Raw genomic sequence first — 17,164 nt, forward strand, 5'->3', positions numbered from 1 at the left:
AGTGTCAGCTCGGGCATAAGATCAATCCAACGAATGTTTCTTATGTAATACATCTAGGAGATTGATGCCTTGTCCCAGTACCAGAGTATCGATTCCGACGTACTGCGCACCTTTGTCGCCATCGCCGAACACGGCGGCTTCACCCGTGCCGGCGAAGTGGTCAACCGTACCCAGTCGGCGGTGAGCATGCAGATGAAACGCCTGGAGGAGGACATCATCCAGCGCCAGTTGTTCGAGCGCGATGGCCGCCAGGTGCGCCTGACCGCCGAGGGCCAGGTGCTGCTGGGCTATGCCCGGCGGATCCTCAAGTTGCACGGCGAGGTGTTCAATACCCTGCGCATGCCGCACATGGTCGGGGTGGTGCGCATCGGCACCCCGGACGACTACGCCATGCGCTTTTTGCCAGGCATCCTCTCAAGTTTTGCCCAGGCCTATCCGTTGGTGCAAGTCGAGGTGCACTGCGAAAGTTCGCGGCAGCTGATGCAACGCCAGGATCTGGACCTGACCATCGTCACTCGCGAGCCTGGCAACGAAATCGGCCAGTTGCTGCGCCGCGAGCGCGCAGTCTGGGTGCAGGCCCAGGGCTTCTGCCCGCATGAGCACAACCCGCTGCCGCTGGCGATGTTCAACTGCGATTGTTACTGCCGGACCTGGGCCTGCAACGCCCTGGATGCCATCGAGAAGGAGTACCGGATCGCCTACACCAGCGCCAGCACCGCGGCGATCATGGCCGTGGTCAGCGCCGGCCTGGCGGTCACCGCGCAATTGCAGAGCCTGATCACCAGCGACTTGCAGATCATCGGCGAGGCCGAAGGCCTGCCCCCACTGCCCACCGCCAGCATCATGCTGCTGCGCAATCGCACCACGCAGTCGGAAATGACAGACTGCCTGGCCGACTACATCATCGAGGGCTTCAGATCTTGAACGCGAGCATTACCGCGCACAGCACCAGAAAGCCGCAGAACAGCGAACGCAGGACTTTTTCCGGCAAGGCGTGAGCCAGTTTCACACCCCAACTGATGCTCAGCAGGCCACCGATCGCCAGCGGGATGCCCATGCTCCACTGCACGTGTTGATGCAGACCATAAGTCAGCAAAGTAACGGCCGTACTCGGGGCCGCCAACGCCAGCGACAAACCCTGGGCAACCACCTGGGTGGTGCCGAACACGCTGGTCAGCACCGGCGTTGCCACCACCGCCCCGCCGACCCCGAACAAGCCGCCCAGCACCCCGGCGCCGCTGCCCAGCACGCCCAGCCACGGCCAGGGTTGGCGCAGCTCGCTAAACGGTTGCGCCGTGCGCATGAACATCCGCGCCAGGTTCCAGGCCGCCAGCGCCACCAGAAACAGCACGAAGCCAAAGCGCATCGCCTGGGCATCGACGCCCACCGCCCAGATCGAGCCCAGCCAGGCAAACACAAAGCTGCTCGCCGCCAGCGGCAGCGCATGCCTGAGCTCAATGCGATTGCGCTGGTGATACCGCCACAGTGCCAACAGCACGTTGGGTACCACCATCACCAACGCCGTGCCCTGGGCCAGTTGCTGGTCGAGGCCGAACAGCACCCCCAACGCCGGAATCGCGATCAGCCCGCCACCAATGCCGAACAACCCGCCTACGGTGCCCAGTGCCGCGCCTAGCGCTATGTATATCGCCCACTCGATCATTGCTGTCTCTCTTAAGTGCCAAGCGCTGCATGCTACCGAGCTGGCGCTAGCGGGGAAACGCACAGCAACGCACAATGGCTGTGCCATTTACGCAAAAGCAGATCTGCCGCCATGAACCCCGACGCCCTGACCGAACAACTCAGCCTGTTTCTCGATGTGCTGGAAACCGGCAGCTTCTCCGCTACTGCCAGGCGTCATCCGTTGACGCCTTCGGCGGTGGCACGGCGTATCGACAGCCTGGAAAGCGCAGTCGGCAGCCGCCTGTTCGTGCGCAGTACCCATGCGGTAAGGCCTACGCCGGCGGGCAATGCCTTTGCCGAGCGCGCCCGGCGAATTGTCGAAGAACTGCGCCTGGCCCGGGCTGAAGCGGTGTCGCTGAGCAATGCCCCGGAAGGCCTGATTCGCATCGACGCCCCGGCCGCCTTCGGCCGCCGCCACCTGGCCCCGGCCATCGCCGATTTCCTCGTCGCCTATCCCGGCCTGGACGTACAACTGCGCCTGATCGACAGCTTCGTCGACCTGCACGGCGCGCACCTGGGCGAAGTCGACCTGGTACTGCGCGCCGGCCCGCTAGCCGACACTCGCCTGGTGGCCACGCCGCTGGCCTATATGGTGCGCATTGCCTGCGCCAGCCCCGGCTATCTGGCCCAGCGCGGCATTCCCGCCAGCCCGGTTGAACTGCCTGAACACGATGGCCTGGACTGGGACGGCCTGGCCCCGCCCTTCGCCTGGCGCTTCGCGGTCGAGGGGCAGATGCGCCTGTACCGCCCGACGCGCATGCGCATGAGTGCCAACAATGCCGAAACCCTGCTGTTCGGCGCCCTCGCCGGCCTGGGCATCGCCCACCTGCCCACCTGGCTGATCAGCGAGTACCTGCTGCGCGGCGAATTGCTGCCGCTATTCTGTGACAACGGATTGCCCGGCGCCGAAAGCAGTGGCATCTATGCCCTGCGCCTTGAACATGAAACGAACTCTCGCAGCCGTTTGCTGCTCGAATTCCTCAAGAGCCGCTTCAGCCCGATCCCGCCATGGGACCTGGCGCTGCAAAGCGAGCTGCGCTGGCAGTAAGTGCGCTAATGACTTGCGTGCTAAATTTAAAGGACTCAACCCATGAAAGGATGTGCATGAACGCCGACCCGAAAGCGCCCGCTCCCTGCGACGAACTGCGCCTGGATAACCAGGTGTGCTTTGCTCTGCATTCGACTTCGCTGCTGATGACCAAGGTCTACAAGCCGCTGCTGCACAAGCTTGGGCTCACGTACCCACAATACCTGGCGATGTTGGTGCTGTGGGAACAGGACGGCCTGACCGTCGGCGAGATAAGCCAGCGCCTGCTCACCGATCCAGGCTCGCTCACTCCCTTGCTCAAGCGCCTGGAAGCCGAAGGCCTGCTCAAGCGTACCCGCAGCCGTGAAGATGAACGGGTCGTGCTGGTGCAGTTGAGCGACCAGGGCCGCGCCTTGCAAGCCCGGGCCAAGGATGTGCCGCACTGCATCCTCGCCGCCAGTGGCGAGAACCTCCAACGCCTGCAAAAGCTGCAGGCCGACTTGCTGGAACTGCGCGCCAACCTGCAAAAAAGCCTCTGAGGGCTATGCTGGTAGATGACCGTTCGTAGGTCAGCCAAAAAATTATCTTGCGCACTAAATAATTGCGCGCTAATTTAATTTCCGTACCCACTCAGCGCCGCGGCGCCACTCACAAGCGAGGCTCATCATGCAAAAAGTCACTCCGCTGTACATTGCCCAAGCCACATCCACCGGTGGCCGCGACGGTAAATCGAGCTCCAGCGACGGCAAGCTGGAAGTCCAGCTGAGCACCCCCAAGGAACTGGGCGGCGCCGGTGGTGACGGCACCAACCCCGAACAGCTGTTTGCCGCCGGCTATTCGGCCTGCTTTATCGGCGCCCTGAAGTTTGTCGCCGGCCAGCAGAAAAAGGCCCTGCCTGCTGACAGCTCGATCACTGCCAAGGTCGGCATCGGCCAGATCCCGGGTGGCTTCGGTCTGGATATCGACCTGAACATCAACCTGCCGGGCCTGGACCAGGCTGAGGCACAAGCGATGGTCGAAGCCGCCCACAAGGTTTGTCCGTACTCCAATGCCACCCGTGGCAATGTCGATGTACGCCTGCATGTGACTGTCTGAGTGATAAAACCCCAGGCATAAAAAAACCCGGCCAAGGCCGGGTTTTTCGATTGCGCAGGAATGCCAGGCTTAGACCTTGGCACGGCCCTTGTAGGAGCCGCCTTCGCGAGTGTCGATCTCGATCCAGTCGCCGATTTCGATGAAGTCAGCAACGCTCAGCTCGGTGCCGTTCTTCAGCTTGGCAGGCTTCATGACCTTGCCCGAAGTGTCGCCGCGAGCGGAACCTTCGGTGTAGTCAACCTGACGCACGATGGTGGTTGGCAGGTCAACCGAAACCAGGCGCTCTTCGAAGAACACGGCTTCGCAGACGTCTTCCATGCCTTCTTCGATGAACGGCAGAACGGCCTCGATGTCTTCGGCGTTCAGCTCGTACATGGTGTAGTCAGTGGTGTCCATGAAGGTGTAAGTGTCGCCGTTGATGAACGACAGGGTCGCTTCTTTGCGATCCAGGATTACGTCGTCCAGCTTGTCGTCGGCCGAGTAGACGGTTTCAGTCTTGTAGCCGGTCAGCAGGTTCTTCAGCTTGGTTTTCATGATCGCGCTGTTACGGCCCGACTTGGTGAACTCAGCCTTCTGAACCAGCCATGGATCGTTGTCGATACGGATCACGGTACCGGGTTTCAGTTCTTTACCAGTTTTCATTGCGATATATCCGAATTTGGATGGATTTACAAAAATCGAGGCCGCATATCATAGCCAATTTCGGTAAAACTGTACCAGCGCCGTGGCAAGGTCCGGCTGAGCGGCCTGCGCGGCGCTCCAGCGGCGGGCGTGCTGGTCGAGTTCGTCCCAGTGCAGCAGCACCTGCTGCCAGGCTTGGCCCATGTCGCAGTCCATGTTCCAGGCGCGCCACAATTGCACCAGCGCGTCGCCTGCCGCAGCGCTCAGGCCCTGGATGTACAGATCCAGAAACGCTTCGAGTTTTTCCCAGTGGGCATACTCTTCCTGCACATAAATATGCCAAAGCAGCGGCCGTGCCGCCCATTGCGCACGAACGAAAGAGTCTTCACCGCGCACTGCATTGAAATCGCAGCTCCACAGCAGCCGGTCGTAATCGTCCTGGCTGACGAACGGCAGGATCTGCACGGTCAGTGCGCCGCGCCGGGCAACACTGCCGACGCACAGCGGCTCGCCGAGCCAGGCCTGAACATCGCCCAGCACCCGGCCTTCAGGCACCAGTAGATGATTGGCGCGGCTGTCGCCAGCCAGGGCCTCGAGCCAGCTGGCCACGCCGGGGTTTTCGTAGGCGAACAGCGAAATCAGGCGGGCGTTTGCCGCTGGCGTCACGCCCAGGCGCTGCAGAAACGCGGTGCGTGCGGCAGGGTCCTGCTGCAGCACGTCGCGTTGTGCCAACAGGTTCGCCTCACGCAGCAAGCCGCCGGTTTTGCGGGTGAAGCCCGGAAAGAAAAACACCTTGCGCAAGCCATTGGCCTGGGGCGACGGCAAACCATGGCAGCCTTCGACCCAGTCTTCGGCGCTGAGATAATCCAGGTTCAGCCACAATGGCGCACGTGGCTGATCGTGCATCGCCTGCACATAAGCGGGCGGCAACTGACAAGCGAACGCGCCAATCACCACCTGCGCTACCGCCGTGTCCTGCCACTCGCCAGGCCATTGGCGCACATCAACGCCCTGTTGCCATTGCTGGGCGGCATCGGCCCGGGCCGCGGGACAAATACGCACGAACGCCTTCAGGTCATCCACCCACAGGCGCACCGCCTGGCCCTGCTCGGCCACCAATTGCCGGGCCAGGCGCCAGGTCACGCCGATGTCACCGTAGTTGTCGACGACACAACAAAAGATGTCCCAGTGCGCTTTCATCGCGGGCCCCTTGGAAAAAGCGCCGATTGTCCGGGTAAATCATCGCAGACAAAAGCGTGGCAGGTAAAAAACCTGCTGCACCATGCGACAATGGCCACCCGTGTCCTGGCCAGGAGGCCATCATGCCCCGCCCTCGCGAACTGAAGATCACCCTCAAGCCGCTGCAACTGATCCTGTGCGTTGCCCTGGGCCTGTGGCTTGGCGCCGTGGCCATCGCCCTGAGCCTGTGGCTGGCCGGGCGCCTGCTTCCTGCGACGGTGCCGCCGATCGGCCAGGTGCTTGCGCCGCCTGCCATCGCCCCGGCGCCCCCGCCGGCGGCAGACCCGCAACAGCAGATGTTCGAGCAGTACCAGCAGATCCTGCGCAACCAGCAGGTACAGCAGGCCGAAGAACAGGCACAAGGCAGCATGCGCAACCTGTCCAACCCCAAGTGCCAGTTCTGGCTGCAGCAAAACCGCAACCTGCCCACGGAAAAAAGTCGCGCCCATGTCCTGGAATTTTGCAACTGACACCATGAACAAAGCCGACCTGTTGCAACGCATCATCGATACCCTGACCTTCGACCTGGACGTCGCCCAGCGCGCGGCGCAAACCGCCTATGAAGCGGCCACCGCCGAAGAGAACATCGCCGAGAACAAGTACGACACCCTGGGCCTTGAGGCTTCGTACCTGGCCACCGGGCAAGCCCGGCGCATGGAAGAGATCCGCCAGGCGCGGGCGGCGTACCAGCAGTTGCTGCTGCGCGACTATGACCCGCAACGCGGCATCCAGGTCAGCAACCTGGTGACCCTCGAGGCCGAGAACGGCAGTTGCCAGCAGTTATTCCTCGGCCCCGAAGGCGCGGGCCTGAAGATTGGCCAGGGCGAGCACCTGGTCACGGTGATCACCCCGCGCTCGCCACTGGGTCAGGGCCTGCTCGGCAAGGTCGAAGAGGATGAGGTCAGCCTGGTGCTCGGCGGCGTGCCCCAGCGTTACTTCATCCTCAAGGTTCTGTGATCAGGAAGGCTGCGCCTTCACAAAGATCCCAAAGCATCAAAGCGCTGCGCCAACCCCTGGCTGGCAAACTGCTCGATGATAAAATCGACAAAGGCCCGGGTCTTGCCCGGCAACAGTTTGTGTTCGGCGTAGTACAGCGAGATGTTGCCGTCGTCCACATACCAGTCCGGCAACACTCGCAGCAGCCGCCCGGCCTGCAGGTATGGCACGGCAAATGGCATGCTCACCAGCGCTACGCCCAGGCCCTGCTCCGCTGCCGCGCAGGCGGCTTCCGAATCGCTCATGGTCATGCGCAGGCGCAGGCTCAACGGACTTTGTTCCCGCTCGCGGCTGGTCAGCGGCCAGGAGCGCACACGCCCGGTTTGCGGCGAACGGATGAGGATGCCATCGAGTGCGTGCAAGTCGCCAGGCTGGGTGATCGGCGGATGCTGCTGCAGGTAGGCCGGCGCCGCTACCAGAATCCGGTGCGCCGGAGTCAGCTTGCGCGCCACCACGCCTTGCGGCAGATCGAAGCCGCCGCCAATGGCCGCATCGAAACCCTGGCCAATCAGGTCGACCTGGCGGTTATCAAAATGCCAATCAGGGCTGATGGCCGGGTAGCGCCGCAGGAACTCAGCCAGCAGCGGCACAATGTACAGACGGCCGAACACCGTGCCCATGCTCACTTTCAGGGTGCCGGCCGGCTGCCCTTCGGCACTGGCAAGGTTAGCCACGGCGTACTGGATGGTCTGGAAACTCGCCGCTACCTCACCGAGAAAACGCTGGCCGGCCTCGGTCAGGGTCAGGCGCCGAGTACTGCGCTGGAACAAGCGCACACCCAGGCGTGCCTCCAGGCGGGCGACGTTCTTGCCCACTGCCGCCGGGGTCAGGCTCAGGCGCCGCGCGGCTTCGGCAAAGCTGCCGACCTCGGCGCTGCGGACAAAACACTCGATACTGCTGAACGACTCCATCGCGGCGATTCCATACTTCTGGTTTACACAGACTATAGCGATTACTGGCTACCGGCAGGGTAATCAGCGGCCGATACTGAGCACCATCCAAGGCATCCGGCCTTGTTCTTTCGGGAGCACAGCATGTCGACCCAATTCAGCCTCAACGGTAAAGTAGCCCTGATCCAGGGTGGCTCGCGCGGTATCGGCGCTGCCATCGTCAAACGCCTGGCCGCCGAAGGCGCCAGTGTCGCCTTCACCTACGCCAATGCCACGGCCCAGGCCGATGCCTTGCAGCAGAGCATCATCGCCGCCGGCGGCAAGGCCCTGGCAATCAAGGCCGACAGCGCCGATGCCAGCGCCGTGCAGCAAGCTGTGGCAAGCACCGTCGAGGCCTTCGGTGGCCTGGATATCCTGGTCAACAACGCCGGGGTACTGGCCGTCGGGCCACTGGCGGATTTCAGCCTGGAAGACTTCGACCGTACCCTGGCGGTGAATGTGCGCAGCGTTTTCGTCGCCACCCAGGCCGCTGCCCGGCACATGGGCCAGGGCGGGCGGATCATCAACATCGGCAGCACCAATGCCGAGCGCATGCCCTTCGCCGGTGGCGGCCCCTATGCCATGAGCAAGTCGGCGCTGGTCGGCCTGACCCGCGGTCTGGCCCGTGACCTCGGCCCCCTGGGCATCACCATCAACAACGTCCAGCCGGGGCCGGTGGACACCGACATGAACCCGGCCCAGGGCGAGTTCGCTGAAAGCCTGATGGGCTTGATGGCGGTGGGTCGCTACGGCCACGTCGATGAGATCGCCAGCTTCGTCGCCTACCTGGCCGGCCCGGAGGCGGCGTACATCACTGGCGCAAGCCTGAGCATCGATGGCGGCTTCGCGGCCTGAGGCCAGTCAATGACCGTCCCTGTCGGCCAGGCGCTGTTCAATCAACTGGACAAAGGCCCTGGCGGCCGGGGTCGGGTGCGTCGACCAGATCGCATAAACGTGACGCACCGGCGCATCCTCAACCGCTACCGACGCCACGCCATTGAAGCCGTTGGCAATTCGCGCCGGCACCAGGCCGATCGCCAGGCCGCGCTTGGCGAATTTCTCCACCAGGCGGATGTTGGTCATTTCGAACTGCACCCGATGGCGCACTCCGGCGGCAGCAAAGGCTTCGTCAGTTTGCCGGCGCGCGCCGCTACCGGCGGGAAAATCCACCAGCGGCTGGGCTTCAAGATCGGCCAGGGACAAGCGAGTCTTGCCTGCCAAAGGGTGCTCGACAGCCATCACCGCCACCAATTCTTCTTCGGCCAGCAGGCGGTACTCGACGCCTTCCAGCCGCTCGCCCGGCCAGATTCCGATAAAACCCACGTCCAGGCGTCGCTCGCGCACGTCGGCGATCAGCAACTCGCTCTTGGCCATCAGCCAGCGGATGTCCACCCGTGGATGTTGGGCATGAAAATCAGCCAGCAGATCGACCAGGTCCAGCTCGGTCAGCGAGGTGATCTCGCCGATCGACAATTGCCCGCGCACTTCACCGCAGGCGGCGGCAACATCCTCGGCAATCCTTCGGGTCGCCTCCAGTGCTGGCCGCGCGCTTTGCACAAAAGCTTCCCCCGCAGGCGTCAGGCGCACGCGCCGCGAGCTACGCTCGAACAGGCTGACGCCGAGGGTATCTTCCAACCTGGCAATCTGATGGCTCAAGGCCGACTGCACCACATGGCAGCGCTCGGCGGCGCGGGTGAAGCTGCCGGTGTCGACTACCGCCAAGGCATATTCAATCTGCTTGAGATTCATGGATCGATCTATTTTCAAGATGGATAGAATGAAAACGATACATTGGCGTCATGCTAGCGCATTTCCCATACTGTCACCTCCAACTGCCACTGATTAGAGACGGTCCATGACCTCTGCCACCCACCCCCTGAGCCGCGGCCTGATTTTGCTGATGGCCACTGCCACAGGCCTCGCGGTCGCCAGCAACTACTACGCACAACCCTTGCTGCACAGCATCGCCGAGCATTTCGGCCTGACCACCGCCAGCGCCGGGGCCATCGTCATGGCCGCGCAACTGAGCTACGGCGCCGGCCTGTTGCTGCTGGCACCGCTGGGCGACCTGTTCGAACAACGCAAACTGATCGTCAGCATGATTGCCATCAGCACCCTGGGCCTGCTGATCAGCGCCTTTTCGCCAAGCCTGATATGGCTGCTGATCGGCACCACCCTCACCGGCCTGTTTTCGGTGGTCGCCCAAGTGCTGGTGCCGATGGCGGCGGGCCTGAGTGATCCGGCGCAACGCGGGCGGGTGGTCGGCACGCTGATGAGCGGGCTGCTGCTGGGCATCCTGCTGGCGCGCACGGCTGCCGGCTTCATGGCTGAACTGGGTAGCTGGCGCAGCATCTACCTGCTGGCGGCAGGGTTGATGGGGCTGTCGGCGATCGCCCTGTTCCGCGCCCTGCCCGAGCGTCACCAGCACGCTGGGCTCAGTTATCCGGCGCTGCTCGGCTCGGTGTTCCGCCTGTTCGTCGACGAGCCGATCCTGCGCTTGCGCTCGCTGCTGGGGCTGTTGTCGTTCAGCCTGTTCGCCTTGTTCTGGACGCCGCTGGCCTTTCTGCTGTCGGCCGAGCCTTACCACTATTCCGACGCAGTGATCGGCCTGTTTGGCCTGGCCGGTGCCGCCGGGGCCCTGTCGGCCAACTGGGCCGGGCGCCTGGCCGACCGCGGCAAAGGCCCGCTGGGCACCACGGTGGGCTTGCTGGTACTGCTGCTTTCGTGGGTACCGCTGGCCTTTGCGCAGTCGTCGCTGACGGCATTGCTGGTTGGCGTGCTGTTGCTCGACCTGGCGGTGCAACTGGTGCACGTGAGCAACCAGAACGCGGTGATTGTCCTGCGTCCGGAAGCGCGCAACCGCCTGAATGCCGGCTACATCACCTGCTACTTCATCGGCGGCGCCCTCGGCTCGCTGCTCGGCACGCAGCTGTTCCAGCGCTATGGCTGGGACGGCATCGTCATCGCCGGCCTGAGCATCGGCGCCCTGGCCCTGCTGGTCTGGGGCCTGGCTGAGCGCCAGCGCGCCGTGCGCCCGGGTATCGCCTAACGGCGCACAAAGGCTTCATCGACCCTCGCCAGGTGCTCCTCGCGCAGGGTCCCGGCGTAGTAGTGCAGCTTGATCCAGGCCAGCAAATAGTCGTAGCGGGCCTGGGCCAGGTCGCGGCGGGTGGTCGCCAGTTGCTGCTCGGCATTGAGCACATCGAGGTTGACCCGCTCGCCACCCAGCACACTCTGGCGGGTCGATTGCACCAGCGCCTCGGCCGAAGTCAGCGCGCGCTGATAGGCACGCAGGCGGCTGACGCCGGACTGGCAGGCGTTGTACTGGCGGCGCAGCTCGATCAGGGTGGTACGGGTGTTGCCGTCCAGTTCATATTCGGCCTGCTCCAGGTTGCGGCTGGCCTGACGGGTGGCCGCCGACACCCCGCCCCCGGCAAACAACGGCAGGCTGACTTCGATGCCGATGGTGTTGGTGTCATAGCGCTGGTTATAGGTGTTGCCACTGTCGGACTGCATTTGCCGAGAAGTCGCGTAAGCCGTGACCTTGGGCAGGTGCCCGGCCCGGTTGCGCTCCACCTCGAATCCGGCCACTTCCAGGGCCTGGCGCTGGGACGCCAGTTGCGGGTTGTTGGCCAGGGCCAGCTCATGCCAGGCCTCGTAGGTCGCAGGCTGCAGCGCCAGCAGGGCAAAGCCGTCGTTGAGCGGCGCCAGCTCGTCGATGCGCGCCGAAGGCTCGCCAATCAGCGCCCCCAGCTCGCGCAGGGCGGCGTCCTGGTCGTTACGGGCCTGGATCTCCTCGGCGTCGGCCAGCTCATAGCGGGCCTGGGCTTCGAGGATGTCGGTACGGGTGCCCTCGCCCTGCTGGAACAGTTGCTGGTTCTGCTGGAACTGCTGTTGATAGGCCTGCTTGCTGGCGACACTGATGCTGATCTGGTCGTCGGCGAACAGCGCCTGGGTATAGCTGGTCATCACCCGCACCAGCAGTTCCTGGCTCTTGCCGCGAAACTCCTCGTCGGCAAACAGCGCCTGGGCCACGCCCTTGCGGTAACTGGCGTAGGCCTCGTAGTCGAGCAACGGCTGCTGAAGGATGAAGGTCGAGCCGTAGCTGTTGTAGTGGCGGTCTTCATCTTCGCGCCGCGAATCGCCCAGGTAACGGGCCTTGGAATCGTTGCGACCCTTGTTGTAGTTGTACGACAGGTTTGGCAGCAAACCGGCGCGGCCAATGGTGCGGTTTTCCTGCCCGGCGTCGCGGGCCTTGAGCGCGCCGAGGAACACCGGGTCCTTGCGCAGCGCCTGTTCATACACCTGAAACGGCCCCATGGCCTGCGCGCCCGCCCCTGTTGTCAGGGCGAACGCCGCCAGCAGCCCGGTCATCAAGCTTTTCATCCACGGGCTTCCTTATTGTTCGGTCAACGCGGTGCCTGCCCGGTCGAGCAGGGGTTTGAACAGGTAATTGAGCATCGAGCGCTCGCCGGTACGCACGAACAATTCGGCCGGCATGCCCGGCTTGATCACCAGCCCGTCAAGGCGCGCCAGGGCCTGCTCGCTGACGGTGCTGCGCAGCACGTAATACGGCTGGCCGGTCTTGTCATCGAGCAACTGGTCGGCGGAAATCAGCGCCACCTCGCCCGACACCCGCGGTGTGCTGCTCTGGTTGAAGGCGGTGAAGAGGATATCCACAGGCAGCTGCATCGCGACTTTATCCACAAGGTTGACCGGCAGGCGCCCTTCCACTTCCAGGGCGGTGCCCTGGGGCACCACCTCCAGCAAGGTTTCGCCGGCGCGCACCACCGCGCCCTCGGTATGCACGCCAAGGTTGACCGCAATGCCGTCGGCCGGGGCGAGGATCTCGCTGTGCTGCAGGTCGAAACCGGCCGAGGTCAGTTGCTGCTCAAGGGTCAGGCTTTTCAGTTGCGCTTCGGCCAACTGGCTGCGCACCTCTTTCTGATATTCCTCGCGCCGCTGCTGCAGGTTCAGCCGCGACTCGACAATGCCCTGCTCCAGCCGCGCGCTGTCGCCGCTGTTTTGCGCCAGGTCGCGCTGGACCTGGGACAACTGGCGCTGATACTCGAGCAAGCGGTTGCGCGGAATGTAGCCCTGAATTGCCAGCGGCTTGAGGTTCTCCAACTGCTCACGCAGCGAATCGGCCTGGGCCTGCAGGTCGCCACGGGCGCGGCGCATGCCGGCCAACTGAGCCACGGCGCCGTCGATACTGGCGGTCAGCCCGGCCTGCTCGCGGGCCTGGGCATCACGGCGGCTGCTGAACAGCTGGCGCTGGCTCTCGAGCACCAGGCTCAGCTGCGGGTCGGGGTTGCTGGCAAGCTGCGGTGGAAAGATGATTGCGCCGAGGTTGTCGCGCTCGCTCTGCCAGCGCGCCAGGCTGGCCCAGGCCAAACGGTACTGGGCCTGCAGCGATTGCACATCGGCCTGGACCTGGGTCTGGTCGAGGCGAAACAACGGCTGACCCTGTTTTACCAACTGGCCTTCGCTGACCAGGATGCGGCTGACCACGCCACCGGCCAGGGATTGCACCGCCTTGCGCTTGCCCGAGACCACCACGGTGCCCTGCACGGCAATGCCTTGATCGAGCGGCGCCAGAGTTGCCCACGTGATAAAACCACCAAAGCCGACCAGGGTCAGCAGCCAGCCCAGGCGCACGTAAAATCGGGCACTGCGGCTTTTATCGACCTGGCTCATGCGCCACCTCCGGTTGCCAATGCGGCATTCGCAGGTTGGCGCTGGGCCTGTTCCTGGGCGCGGCTCAGGGCCTGCATGACTTCATGGGTCGGGCCAAAGGCCTGCATCCGGCCCTCGCTGAGCACCAGCAGTTTATCCGCCTGGGCCAGGGCGGCCGAGCGGTGCGTAACCAGCACTACGGTGCGGCCCTGGGCTTTCATCTGGGCGATGGCAGTGGCCAGCGCCGCTTCGCCGCTGGTGTCGAGGTTGGAATTGGGTTCATCGAGCACGATCAGGCTCGGCCCGCCGTACAGGGCCCGGGCCAGGGCGATGCGTTGCTTCTGCCCGCCTGACAGGTCGCCGCCGTCTTCGCCCAGGCGTGTGTCATAGCCTTGCGGCAGGCGCAGAATCAGTTCGTGCACGCCGGCCTGGCGCGCGGCTTCGACCACCTTGAGGCCGTCGAGCTCGGCAAAGCGGGCAATGTTCTCGGCAATGCTGCCGCGCAGCAGTTCGATGTTCTGCGGCAGGTAGCCGATATGCGGGCCGAGGGCCTCGCGGTCCCAGCGGTGCAGGTCGGCGCCGTCCAGGCGCACGGTACCGGCCAGGGTCGGCCAGACGCCGACCAGCACCTTGGCCAGGGTCGACTTGCCCGAGCCGGAGGTGCCGAGCACGCCAAGTACTTCGCCGGCACCCAGGTTGAAACTGATCTGCTGCAAGGTGGCCACGCGCTTGCCAGGCGGCCCGGCGCTGACCTGTTCGAAGCCCAGGCGCCCGCTTGGCGCTGGCAAGGCCATCGGCGCCGGCGGCTCGGGAAACGCGCGCAGCAGGCCATCCAGGCGCTGATAGGCCATGTGCGCGCCACTCCACTGCTTCCACACGGCAATCAGCTGATCGATCGGGCTGAGCACCCGGCCCATGAGGATGGAACCGGCGATCATCATCCCCGGGGTCATCTGCCCCTCGATCACCAGCAGGGCGCCCAGCCCTAGCACCAGGGACTGCAGGCACAGGCGCAGCGACTTGCTCACCGCGGTGATCACCGCCGAGGTATCGCTGGCCTGGTTTTGCAGGTTCAAAAAGCGCGAATGCAAGGCAAACCAGCGCTGGCGCAAGGCGCCAAGCATGCCCATGGCCTGGATGCTCTCGGCATTGTGCAACTGGCTGCTGGCCAGGTGCGTGGACTGCTGCTGGAAACCGCTGGCCTCAACCAGCGGCTTGTGAGTCAGGCGTTCGTTGAGCACCGCCAGGGCAATCAGCAGCAGCGCCCCGGCACAGGCCATGACACCCAGCCAGACGTTGAAGAGGAAAATCACTGCCAGATAAATCGGAAACCAGGGTGCATCAAAGAAGGCAAACAGTGCAGGACCGGTGACAAATTGCCTCACTTGCGTGAGGTCGTTAAGTGCTTGCCCGGCCTGCCCGTCACCCTGGCGCAAGTTGCGCTCAAAGGCTGCACGGTAGACGTGGAGGTTAAAGCCCTGCTCCAGCTGGTTGCCAACCCGGATAACAATAAAACTGCGGATCGCTTCCAGCGCGCCGATAAATACGAAGAAGCCGACTACCATCAACGTCAACATCCACAGGGTTGTTTCGTTTTGCGAAGACAGTACCCGATCATACACTTGCAGCATATAAATCGAGGGCACCAACATAAGCAGGTTAATCAACGCGGTAAAACAACCCACACTCAATAGCGTGGACTTGTGATCGGCCAGTGCTGCCCACAGGGGTGCCCCGGCTTTATGAGTCGGCTTGTTCATTGTCCGCCTTTCTATCCCTGAAAAATCGGCAATCGCCTACAAGGCTTTATTCTTTATTCTTACGTTCCAGCAAGAGTATCTTTCCGGATATGGAAGTCCATTTGAAGATACCTGGCTTATAACGGTTAAAGTGCACCATCGCGCTACCGCTGCCATCAAGCAAAGCCAGCGTATCAGTGGTCGGCAGCCAGCCGCTGGGGCGCTGCCCAATCAGCCCTGCTACGCATTCGAGATCGCCGCGCAAGGTTTGCGCTGCATCCAGGTGCATTTCACAACCCGCGGCTCGATCGTTTTCGGGGTAAAGCATCCAGTCACCGGCCAGTTGCGCGGGCGTGGGGAGTAGCAGGCTGCTTGCCATACCGACCTCGGTCATCAACATCAGGGGAATCGCGCCGAGCGCGATCATTCGCTTCAAAGCCATTATCTGTCCGCCTCGGAAAAGGCGGCGCATCGGCGCCGCCCTTTCAGTTTGCTATCAGACCACGATATCCGTGGCGACCGCCTGACCTACAGTGGTCACCAGGAAATCAGACAGGCTGTTGCCGGTGAAGTCGATCGACAGGCTACCGAGGTTGCTTGCCTGATCGAAGCTCAGCACCGCTTCGCCGGCATGGCCGGTGAAGGCATCAACGAACTGCAGCGGCAGCTTGTTGACAGCAAAGGCCGACATTGCCGACAGATCGATTTTGTCCTGACCGCTGACGAAATCCATGATGCGGTCGGGATTGCTCGGGGTCGAATCGCTGCTGGCAGCGAAGATGAAGGTGTCGGAACCGGCACCACCCCAGAGTTTGTCGGCACCGCCGCCGCCGTAGATGATGTCGTTGCCGGCACCACCCTTGAGCTCGTTGGCCACGGCGTTGCCGATCAGCAGGTCGTTGCCCGAGCCGCCGATGGCGTTCTCGACAATGGCACCCTTGGCAATGGAAATATTGCCGATCATGCCGCCGACGTCGGAGAACGACGCGTCATTGAGGTTGATCTTCTGGTTCTGGGTAAAACCGGAGAAGTCCAGGGTGTCGTTGCCGCCACCGTCCCACACCGAGAAGACGATTTTCGACGAGGCCGAGGTGGCCGAGTAGAAGTCGCGATCAGCGGTGGAGTTGAAGCCATACACGGTGTCGCCGGAGCGGGTCGCGTAGTTGGCGCCATAGAGCTTCTGGATGGCGGCGATGTCATCCATCAGCGGTGCCGAGGAGTACACCTGCACACCGCCCTTGGTGAAGTTCTGGCTGGTGTTGCTCTCGCCCCAGTAACTCATGACGCTGTAGCCACGGGTGTCCTGGCCGTAGGTAGCATCGGCATAGGTCGGGTAGCCTTCGCCGGCGTTGTAGTCGCCGGGGTGGGACAGGCCCAGGACGTGGCCGATTTCGTGGGTCAGGGTCTGACGGCCGTAGTTGCCGTTTTCCGGGTTGACGTTGGCCTGGTACTGATTGTTGATCAGGTACCAGGATTCGCCCTTGTGCGAGCCCGGACCGTCGAACGGCAGGTAGGCGAATGCCGCGCCGCCGGTGCTGCCATCGCTGTAGTTGCCGAAGGTCATGTGACCGTCGCCGCCCGAGGCGCCTTCCTTGAAGGTGACCTTGGCCACGTCCGCCCACGACTGCATGGACAGTTTGGCCTGGGCTTTCTGCTGCGCGGAAAAGGCGCTGAACGAGCCCAGCCCCTGACCGTAGAAGTCAGAAGGTGCCTTGGTCAGGAAGGTATAGGTCAGGCTGATGGTGCCGTCCTTGTTCAGGTCTTTCCAGGCAGCGCCGTCGCGCAGCAACTGGGTAGCGGCCTGGTCGACCGAGAACGAAGGTTTGCCATTGACTGTCGCACTGCCGCCGCGATCATATTGATGGCCGAAACTATTGATCAGGCTGTAAGCGGAACTTGCACCGTGCGGTTGCAATACAGAGCCAGCTGAAACAATAGCGCTTTCTTTGACTTTCGACATACAGACACTTCCTTGTTTACAAAAAAGCAGTTGTTGTCCGATAGGACGCTCCTGCGGCGAGATCGTCCTATCACTCGCCTGAATGAGGCGGGGAAAAACTGACACAGGTGGAATTGAACTGTCCAGCTTTTTTTGACGTCAATTTTCAATAAGACTAATTGTTTATTGTCCTACACGCGCAAACCCTTGATTTAGCCAA

Annotated in this window: 18 protein-coding genes; 8 read left to right on the forward strand and 10 right to left on the reverse strand. The window is 63.0% G+C overall.

Going from position 1 to position 17,164, the window contains the following annotated elements; genetic code table 11:
• Positions 1-69 precede the first annotated feature (69 nt).
• The gene (locus LOY34_RS19615; protein ID WP_093380535.1) at positions 70-924 is read left to right on the forward strand and encodes a LysR family transcriptional regulator; all 855 of its coding nucleotides are present in this window, start codon (positions 70-72) and stop codon (positions 922-924) included.
• Here LOY34_RS19615 and LOY34_RS19620 read toward each other — a convergent pair.
• Positions 914-1,663: a sulfite exporter TauE/SafE family protein gene (locus tag LOY34_RS19620; RefSeq protein ID WP_195884765.1), complete on the reverse strand. Its 750-nt coding sequence runs from the start codon at positions 1,661-1,663 to the stop codon at positions 914-916. The genes LOY34_RS19615 and LOY34_RS19620 overlap by 11 nt on opposite strands.
• A gap of 111 nt (positions 1,664-1,774) precedes the next feature.
• Here LOY34_RS19620 and LOY34_RS19625 point away from each other — a divergent pair, with 111 nt between their 5' ends.
• The 3 genes from LOY34_RS19625 to LOY34_RS19635 all read left to right on the forward strand — a co-directional run bounded on the left by LOY34_RS19625 (position 1,775) and on the right by LOY34_RS19635 (position 3,805).
• Complete coding sequence (locus LOY34_RS19625; RefSeq protein WP_195884766.1) at positions 1,775-2,731, forward strand: LysR family transcriptional regulator; 957 nt, start codon at positions 1,775-1,777, stop codon at positions 2,729-2,731.
• Positions 2,732-2,787: 56 nt separating this feature from the next.
• Entirely contained in the window at positions 2,788-3,249 is a 462-nt protein-coding gene (locus LOY34_RS19630) for a MarR family winged helix-turn-helix transcriptional regulator (protein WP_093380528.1), read from the forward strand.
• A 127-nt stretch (positions 3,250-3,376) separates the two neighbouring features.
• Entirely contained in the window at positions 3,377-3,805 is a 429-nt protein-coding gene (locus LOY34_RS19635; RefSeq protein WP_195884767.1) for an organic hydroperoxide resistance protein, read from the forward strand.
• Between the two features lie 69 nt (positions 3,806-3,874).
• Here LOY34_RS19635 and LOY34_RS19640 read toward each other — a convergent pair whose 3' ends face one another.
• Complete coding sequence (locus LOY34_RS19640; RefSeq protein WP_038994110.1) at positions 3,875-4,447, reverse strand: elongation factor P; 573 nt, start codon at positions 4,445-4,447, stop codon at positions 3,875-3,877.
• A 48-nt stretch (positions 4,448-4,495) separates the two neighbouring features.
• The gene (gene earP / locus LOY34_RS19645) at positions 4,496-5,626 is read right to left on the reverse strand and encodes an elongation factor P maturation arginine rhamnosyltransferase EarP (RefSeq protein WP_195884768.1); all 1,131 of its coding nucleotides are present in this window, start codon (positions 5,624-5,626) and stop codon (positions 4,496-4,498) included.
• Positions 5,627-5,748: 122 nt separating this feature from the next.
• On the opposite strand from earP, the gene LOY34_RS19650 reads away from it, so the two are divergent.
• Positions 5,749-6,135 carry a hypothetical protein gene (locus LOY34_RS19650; protein ID WP_195884769.1) on the forward strand — a complete coding sequence of 129 codons (387 nt, stop codon included), beginning with the start codon at positions 5,749-5,751 and terminating at the stop codon, positions 6,133-6,135.
• A 4-nt stretch (positions 6,136-6,139) separates the two neighbouring features.
• Positions 6,140-6,622, forward strand: coding sequence for a transcription elongation factor GreAB (locus tag LOY34_RS19655; protein ID WP_123567219.1), 483 nt, complete (start codon positions 6,140-6,142; stop codon positions 6,620-6,622).
• A 17-nt stretch (positions 6,623-6,639) separates the two neighbouring features.
• On the opposite strand, the gene LOY34_RS19660 is transcribed toward LOY34_RS19655, so the two are convergent.
• Positions 6,640-7,572: a LysR family transcriptional regulator gene (locus tag LOY34_RS19660; protein ID WP_093380520.1), complete on the reverse strand. Its 933-nt coding sequence runs from the start codon at positions 7,570-7,572 to the stop codon at positions 6,640-6,642.
• A 123-nt stretch (positions 7,573-7,695) separates the two neighbouring features.
• Between LOY34_RS19660 and LOY34_RS19665 the strand changes: the two genes are divergently transcribed.
• Entirely contained in the window at positions 7,696-8,445 is a 750-nt protein-coding gene (locus LOY34_RS19665; protein WP_195884770.1) for a 3-oxoacyl-ACP reductase family protein, read from the forward strand.
• 6 nt (positions 8,446-8,451) lie between these two features.
• Here the strand turns inward: LOY34_RS19665 and LOY34_RS19670 are convergent, their stop codons facing one another.
• Positions 8,452-9,339 carry a LysR family transcriptional regulator gene (locus tag LOY34_RS19670; RefSeq protein WP_258663913.1) on the reverse strand — a complete coding sequence of 296 codons (888 nt, stop codon included), beginning with the start codon at positions 9,337-9,339 and terminating at the stop codon, positions 8,452-8,454.
• Positions 9,340-9,445: 106 nt separating this feature from the next.
• Between LOY34_RS19670 and LOY34_RS19675 the strand changes: the two genes are divergently transcribed.
• Positions 9,446-10,639, forward strand: a complete 1,194-nt coding sequence (locus LOY34_RS19675; RefSeq protein WP_195884772.1) for an MFS transporter — start codon at positions 9,446-9,448, stop codon at positions 10,637-10,639.
• Here the strand turns inward: LOY34_RS19675 and LOY34_RS19680 are convergent.
• From LOY34_RS19680 to LOY34_RS19700, 5 genes are read right to left on the reverse strand one after another with little or no spacing between them, the layout of a single operon-like run.
• Positions 10,636-11,976, reverse strand: a complete 1,341-nt coding sequence (locus LOY34_RS19680; protein ID WP_230090887.1) for a TolC family outer membrane protein — start codon at positions 11,974-11,976, stop codon at positions 10,636-10,638. The two genes, LOY34_RS19675 and LOY34_RS19680, sit on opposite strands and share 4 nt — an antisense overlap.
• A 12-nt stretch (positions 11,977-11,988) precedes the next feature.
• Entirely contained in the window at positions 11,989-13,287 is a 1,299-nt protein-coding gene (locus tag LOY34_RS19685) for an HlyD family type I secretion periplasmic adaptor subunit (RefSeq protein WP_195884773.1), read from the reverse strand.
• Positions 13,284-15,026 carry a type I secretion system permease/ATPase gene (locus tag LOY34_RS19690; protein ID WP_093380513.1) on the reverse strand — a complete coding sequence of 581 codons (1,743 nt, stop codon included), beginning with the start codon at positions 15,024-15,026 and terminating at the stop codon, positions 13,284-13,286. The genes LOY34_RS19685 and LOY34_RS19690 overlap by 4 nt, the downstream gene beginning before the upstream one ends.
• A 46-nt stretch (positions 15,027-15,072) precedes the next feature.
• The gene (locus tag LOY34_RS19695) at positions 15,073-15,447 is read right to left on the reverse strand and encodes a protease inhibitor Inh/omp19 family protein (protein WP_258665138.1); all 375 of its coding nucleotides are present in this window, start codon (positions 15,445-15,447) and stop codon (positions 15,073-15,075) included.
• 54 nt (positions 15,448-15,501) lie between these two features.
• Entirely contained in the window at positions 15,502-16,965 is a 1,464-nt protein-coding gene (locus LOY34_RS19700; RefSeq protein WP_195884774.1) for a serralysin family metalloprotease, read from the reverse strand.
• Positions 16,966-17,164 lie beyond the last annotated feature (199 nt).

The sequence above is a fragment of the Pseudomonas sp. B21-009 genome (assembly GCF_024749345.1).
Taxonomy (GTDB): domain Bacteria; phylum Pseudomonadota; class Gammaproteobacteria; order Pseudomonadales; family Pseudomonadaceae; genus Aquipseudomonas.

Bases quoted from the DNA above. Each gene is read 5' to 3' on its own strand.
- LOY34_RS19620 (WP_195884765.1), bottom strand. From the start codon at position 1,663: ATGATCGAGTGGGCGATATACATAGCGCTAGGCGCGGCACTGGGCACC.
- LOY34_RS19625 (WP_195884766.1), top strand. From the start codon at position 1,775: ATGAACCCCGACGCCCTGACCGAACAACTCAGCCTGTTTCTCGATGTG.
- LOY34_RS19630 (WP_093380528.1), top strand. From the start codon at position 2,788: ATGAACGCCGACCCGAAAGCGCCCGCTCCCTGCGACGAACTGCGCCTG.
- LOY34_RS19635 (WP_195884767.1), top strand. From the start codon at position 3,377: ATGCAAAAAGTCACTCCGCTGTACATTGCCCAAGCCACATCCACCGGT.
- LOY34_RS19640 (WP_038994110.1), bottom strand. From the start codon at position 4,447: ATGAAAACTGGTAAAGAACTGAAACCCGGTACCGTGATCCGTATCGAC.
- earP (WP_195884768.1), bottom strand. From the start codon at position 5,626: ATGAAAGCGCACTGGGACATCTTTTGTTGTGTCGTCGACAACTACGGT.
- LOY34_RS19650 (WP_195884769.1), top strand. From the start codon at position 5,749: ATGCCCCGCCCTCGCGAACTGAAGATCACCCTCAAGCCGCTGCAACTG.
- LOY34_RS19655 (WP_123567219.1), top strand. From the start codon at position 6,140: ATGAACAAAGCCGACCTGTTGCAACGCATCATCGATACCCTGACCTTC.
- LOY34_RS19660 (WP_093380520.1), bottom strand. From the start codon at position 7,572: ATGGAGTCGTTCAGCAGTATCGAGTGTTTTGTCCGCAGCGCCGAGGTC.
- LOY34_RS19665 (WP_195884770.1), top strand. From the start codon at position 7,696: ATGTCGACCCAATTCAGCCTCAACGGTAAAGTAGCCCTGATCCAGGGT.
- LOY34_RS19670 (WP_258663913.1), bottom strand. From the start codon at position 9,339: ATGAATCTCAAGCAGATTGAATATGCCTTGGCGGTAGTCGACACCGGC.
- LOY34_RS19675 (WP_195884772.1), top strand. From the start codon at position 9,446: ATGACCTCTGCCACCCACCCCCTGAGCCGCGGCCTGATTTTGCTGATG.
- LOY34_RS19680 (WP_230090887.1), bottom strand. From the start codon at position 11,976: ATGAAAAGCTTGATGACCGGGCTGCTGGCGGCGTTCGCCCTGACAACA.
- LOY34_RS19685 (WP_195884773.1), bottom strand. From the start codon at position 13,287: ATGAGCCAGGTCGATAAAAGCCGCAGTGCCCGATTTTACGTGCGCCTG.
- LOY34_RS19690 (WP_093380513.1), bottom strand. From the start codon at position 15,026: ATGAACAAGCCGACTCATAAAGCCGGGGCACCCCTGTGGGCAGCACTG.
- LOY34_RS19695 (WP_258665138.1), bottom strand. From the start codon at position 15,447: ATGGCTTTGAAGCGAATGATCGCGCTCGGCGCGATTCCCCTGATGTTG.
- LOY34_RS19700 (WP_195884774.1), bottom strand. From the start codon at position 16,965: ATGTCGAAAGTCAAAGAAAGCGCTATTGTTTCAGCTGGCTCTGTATTG.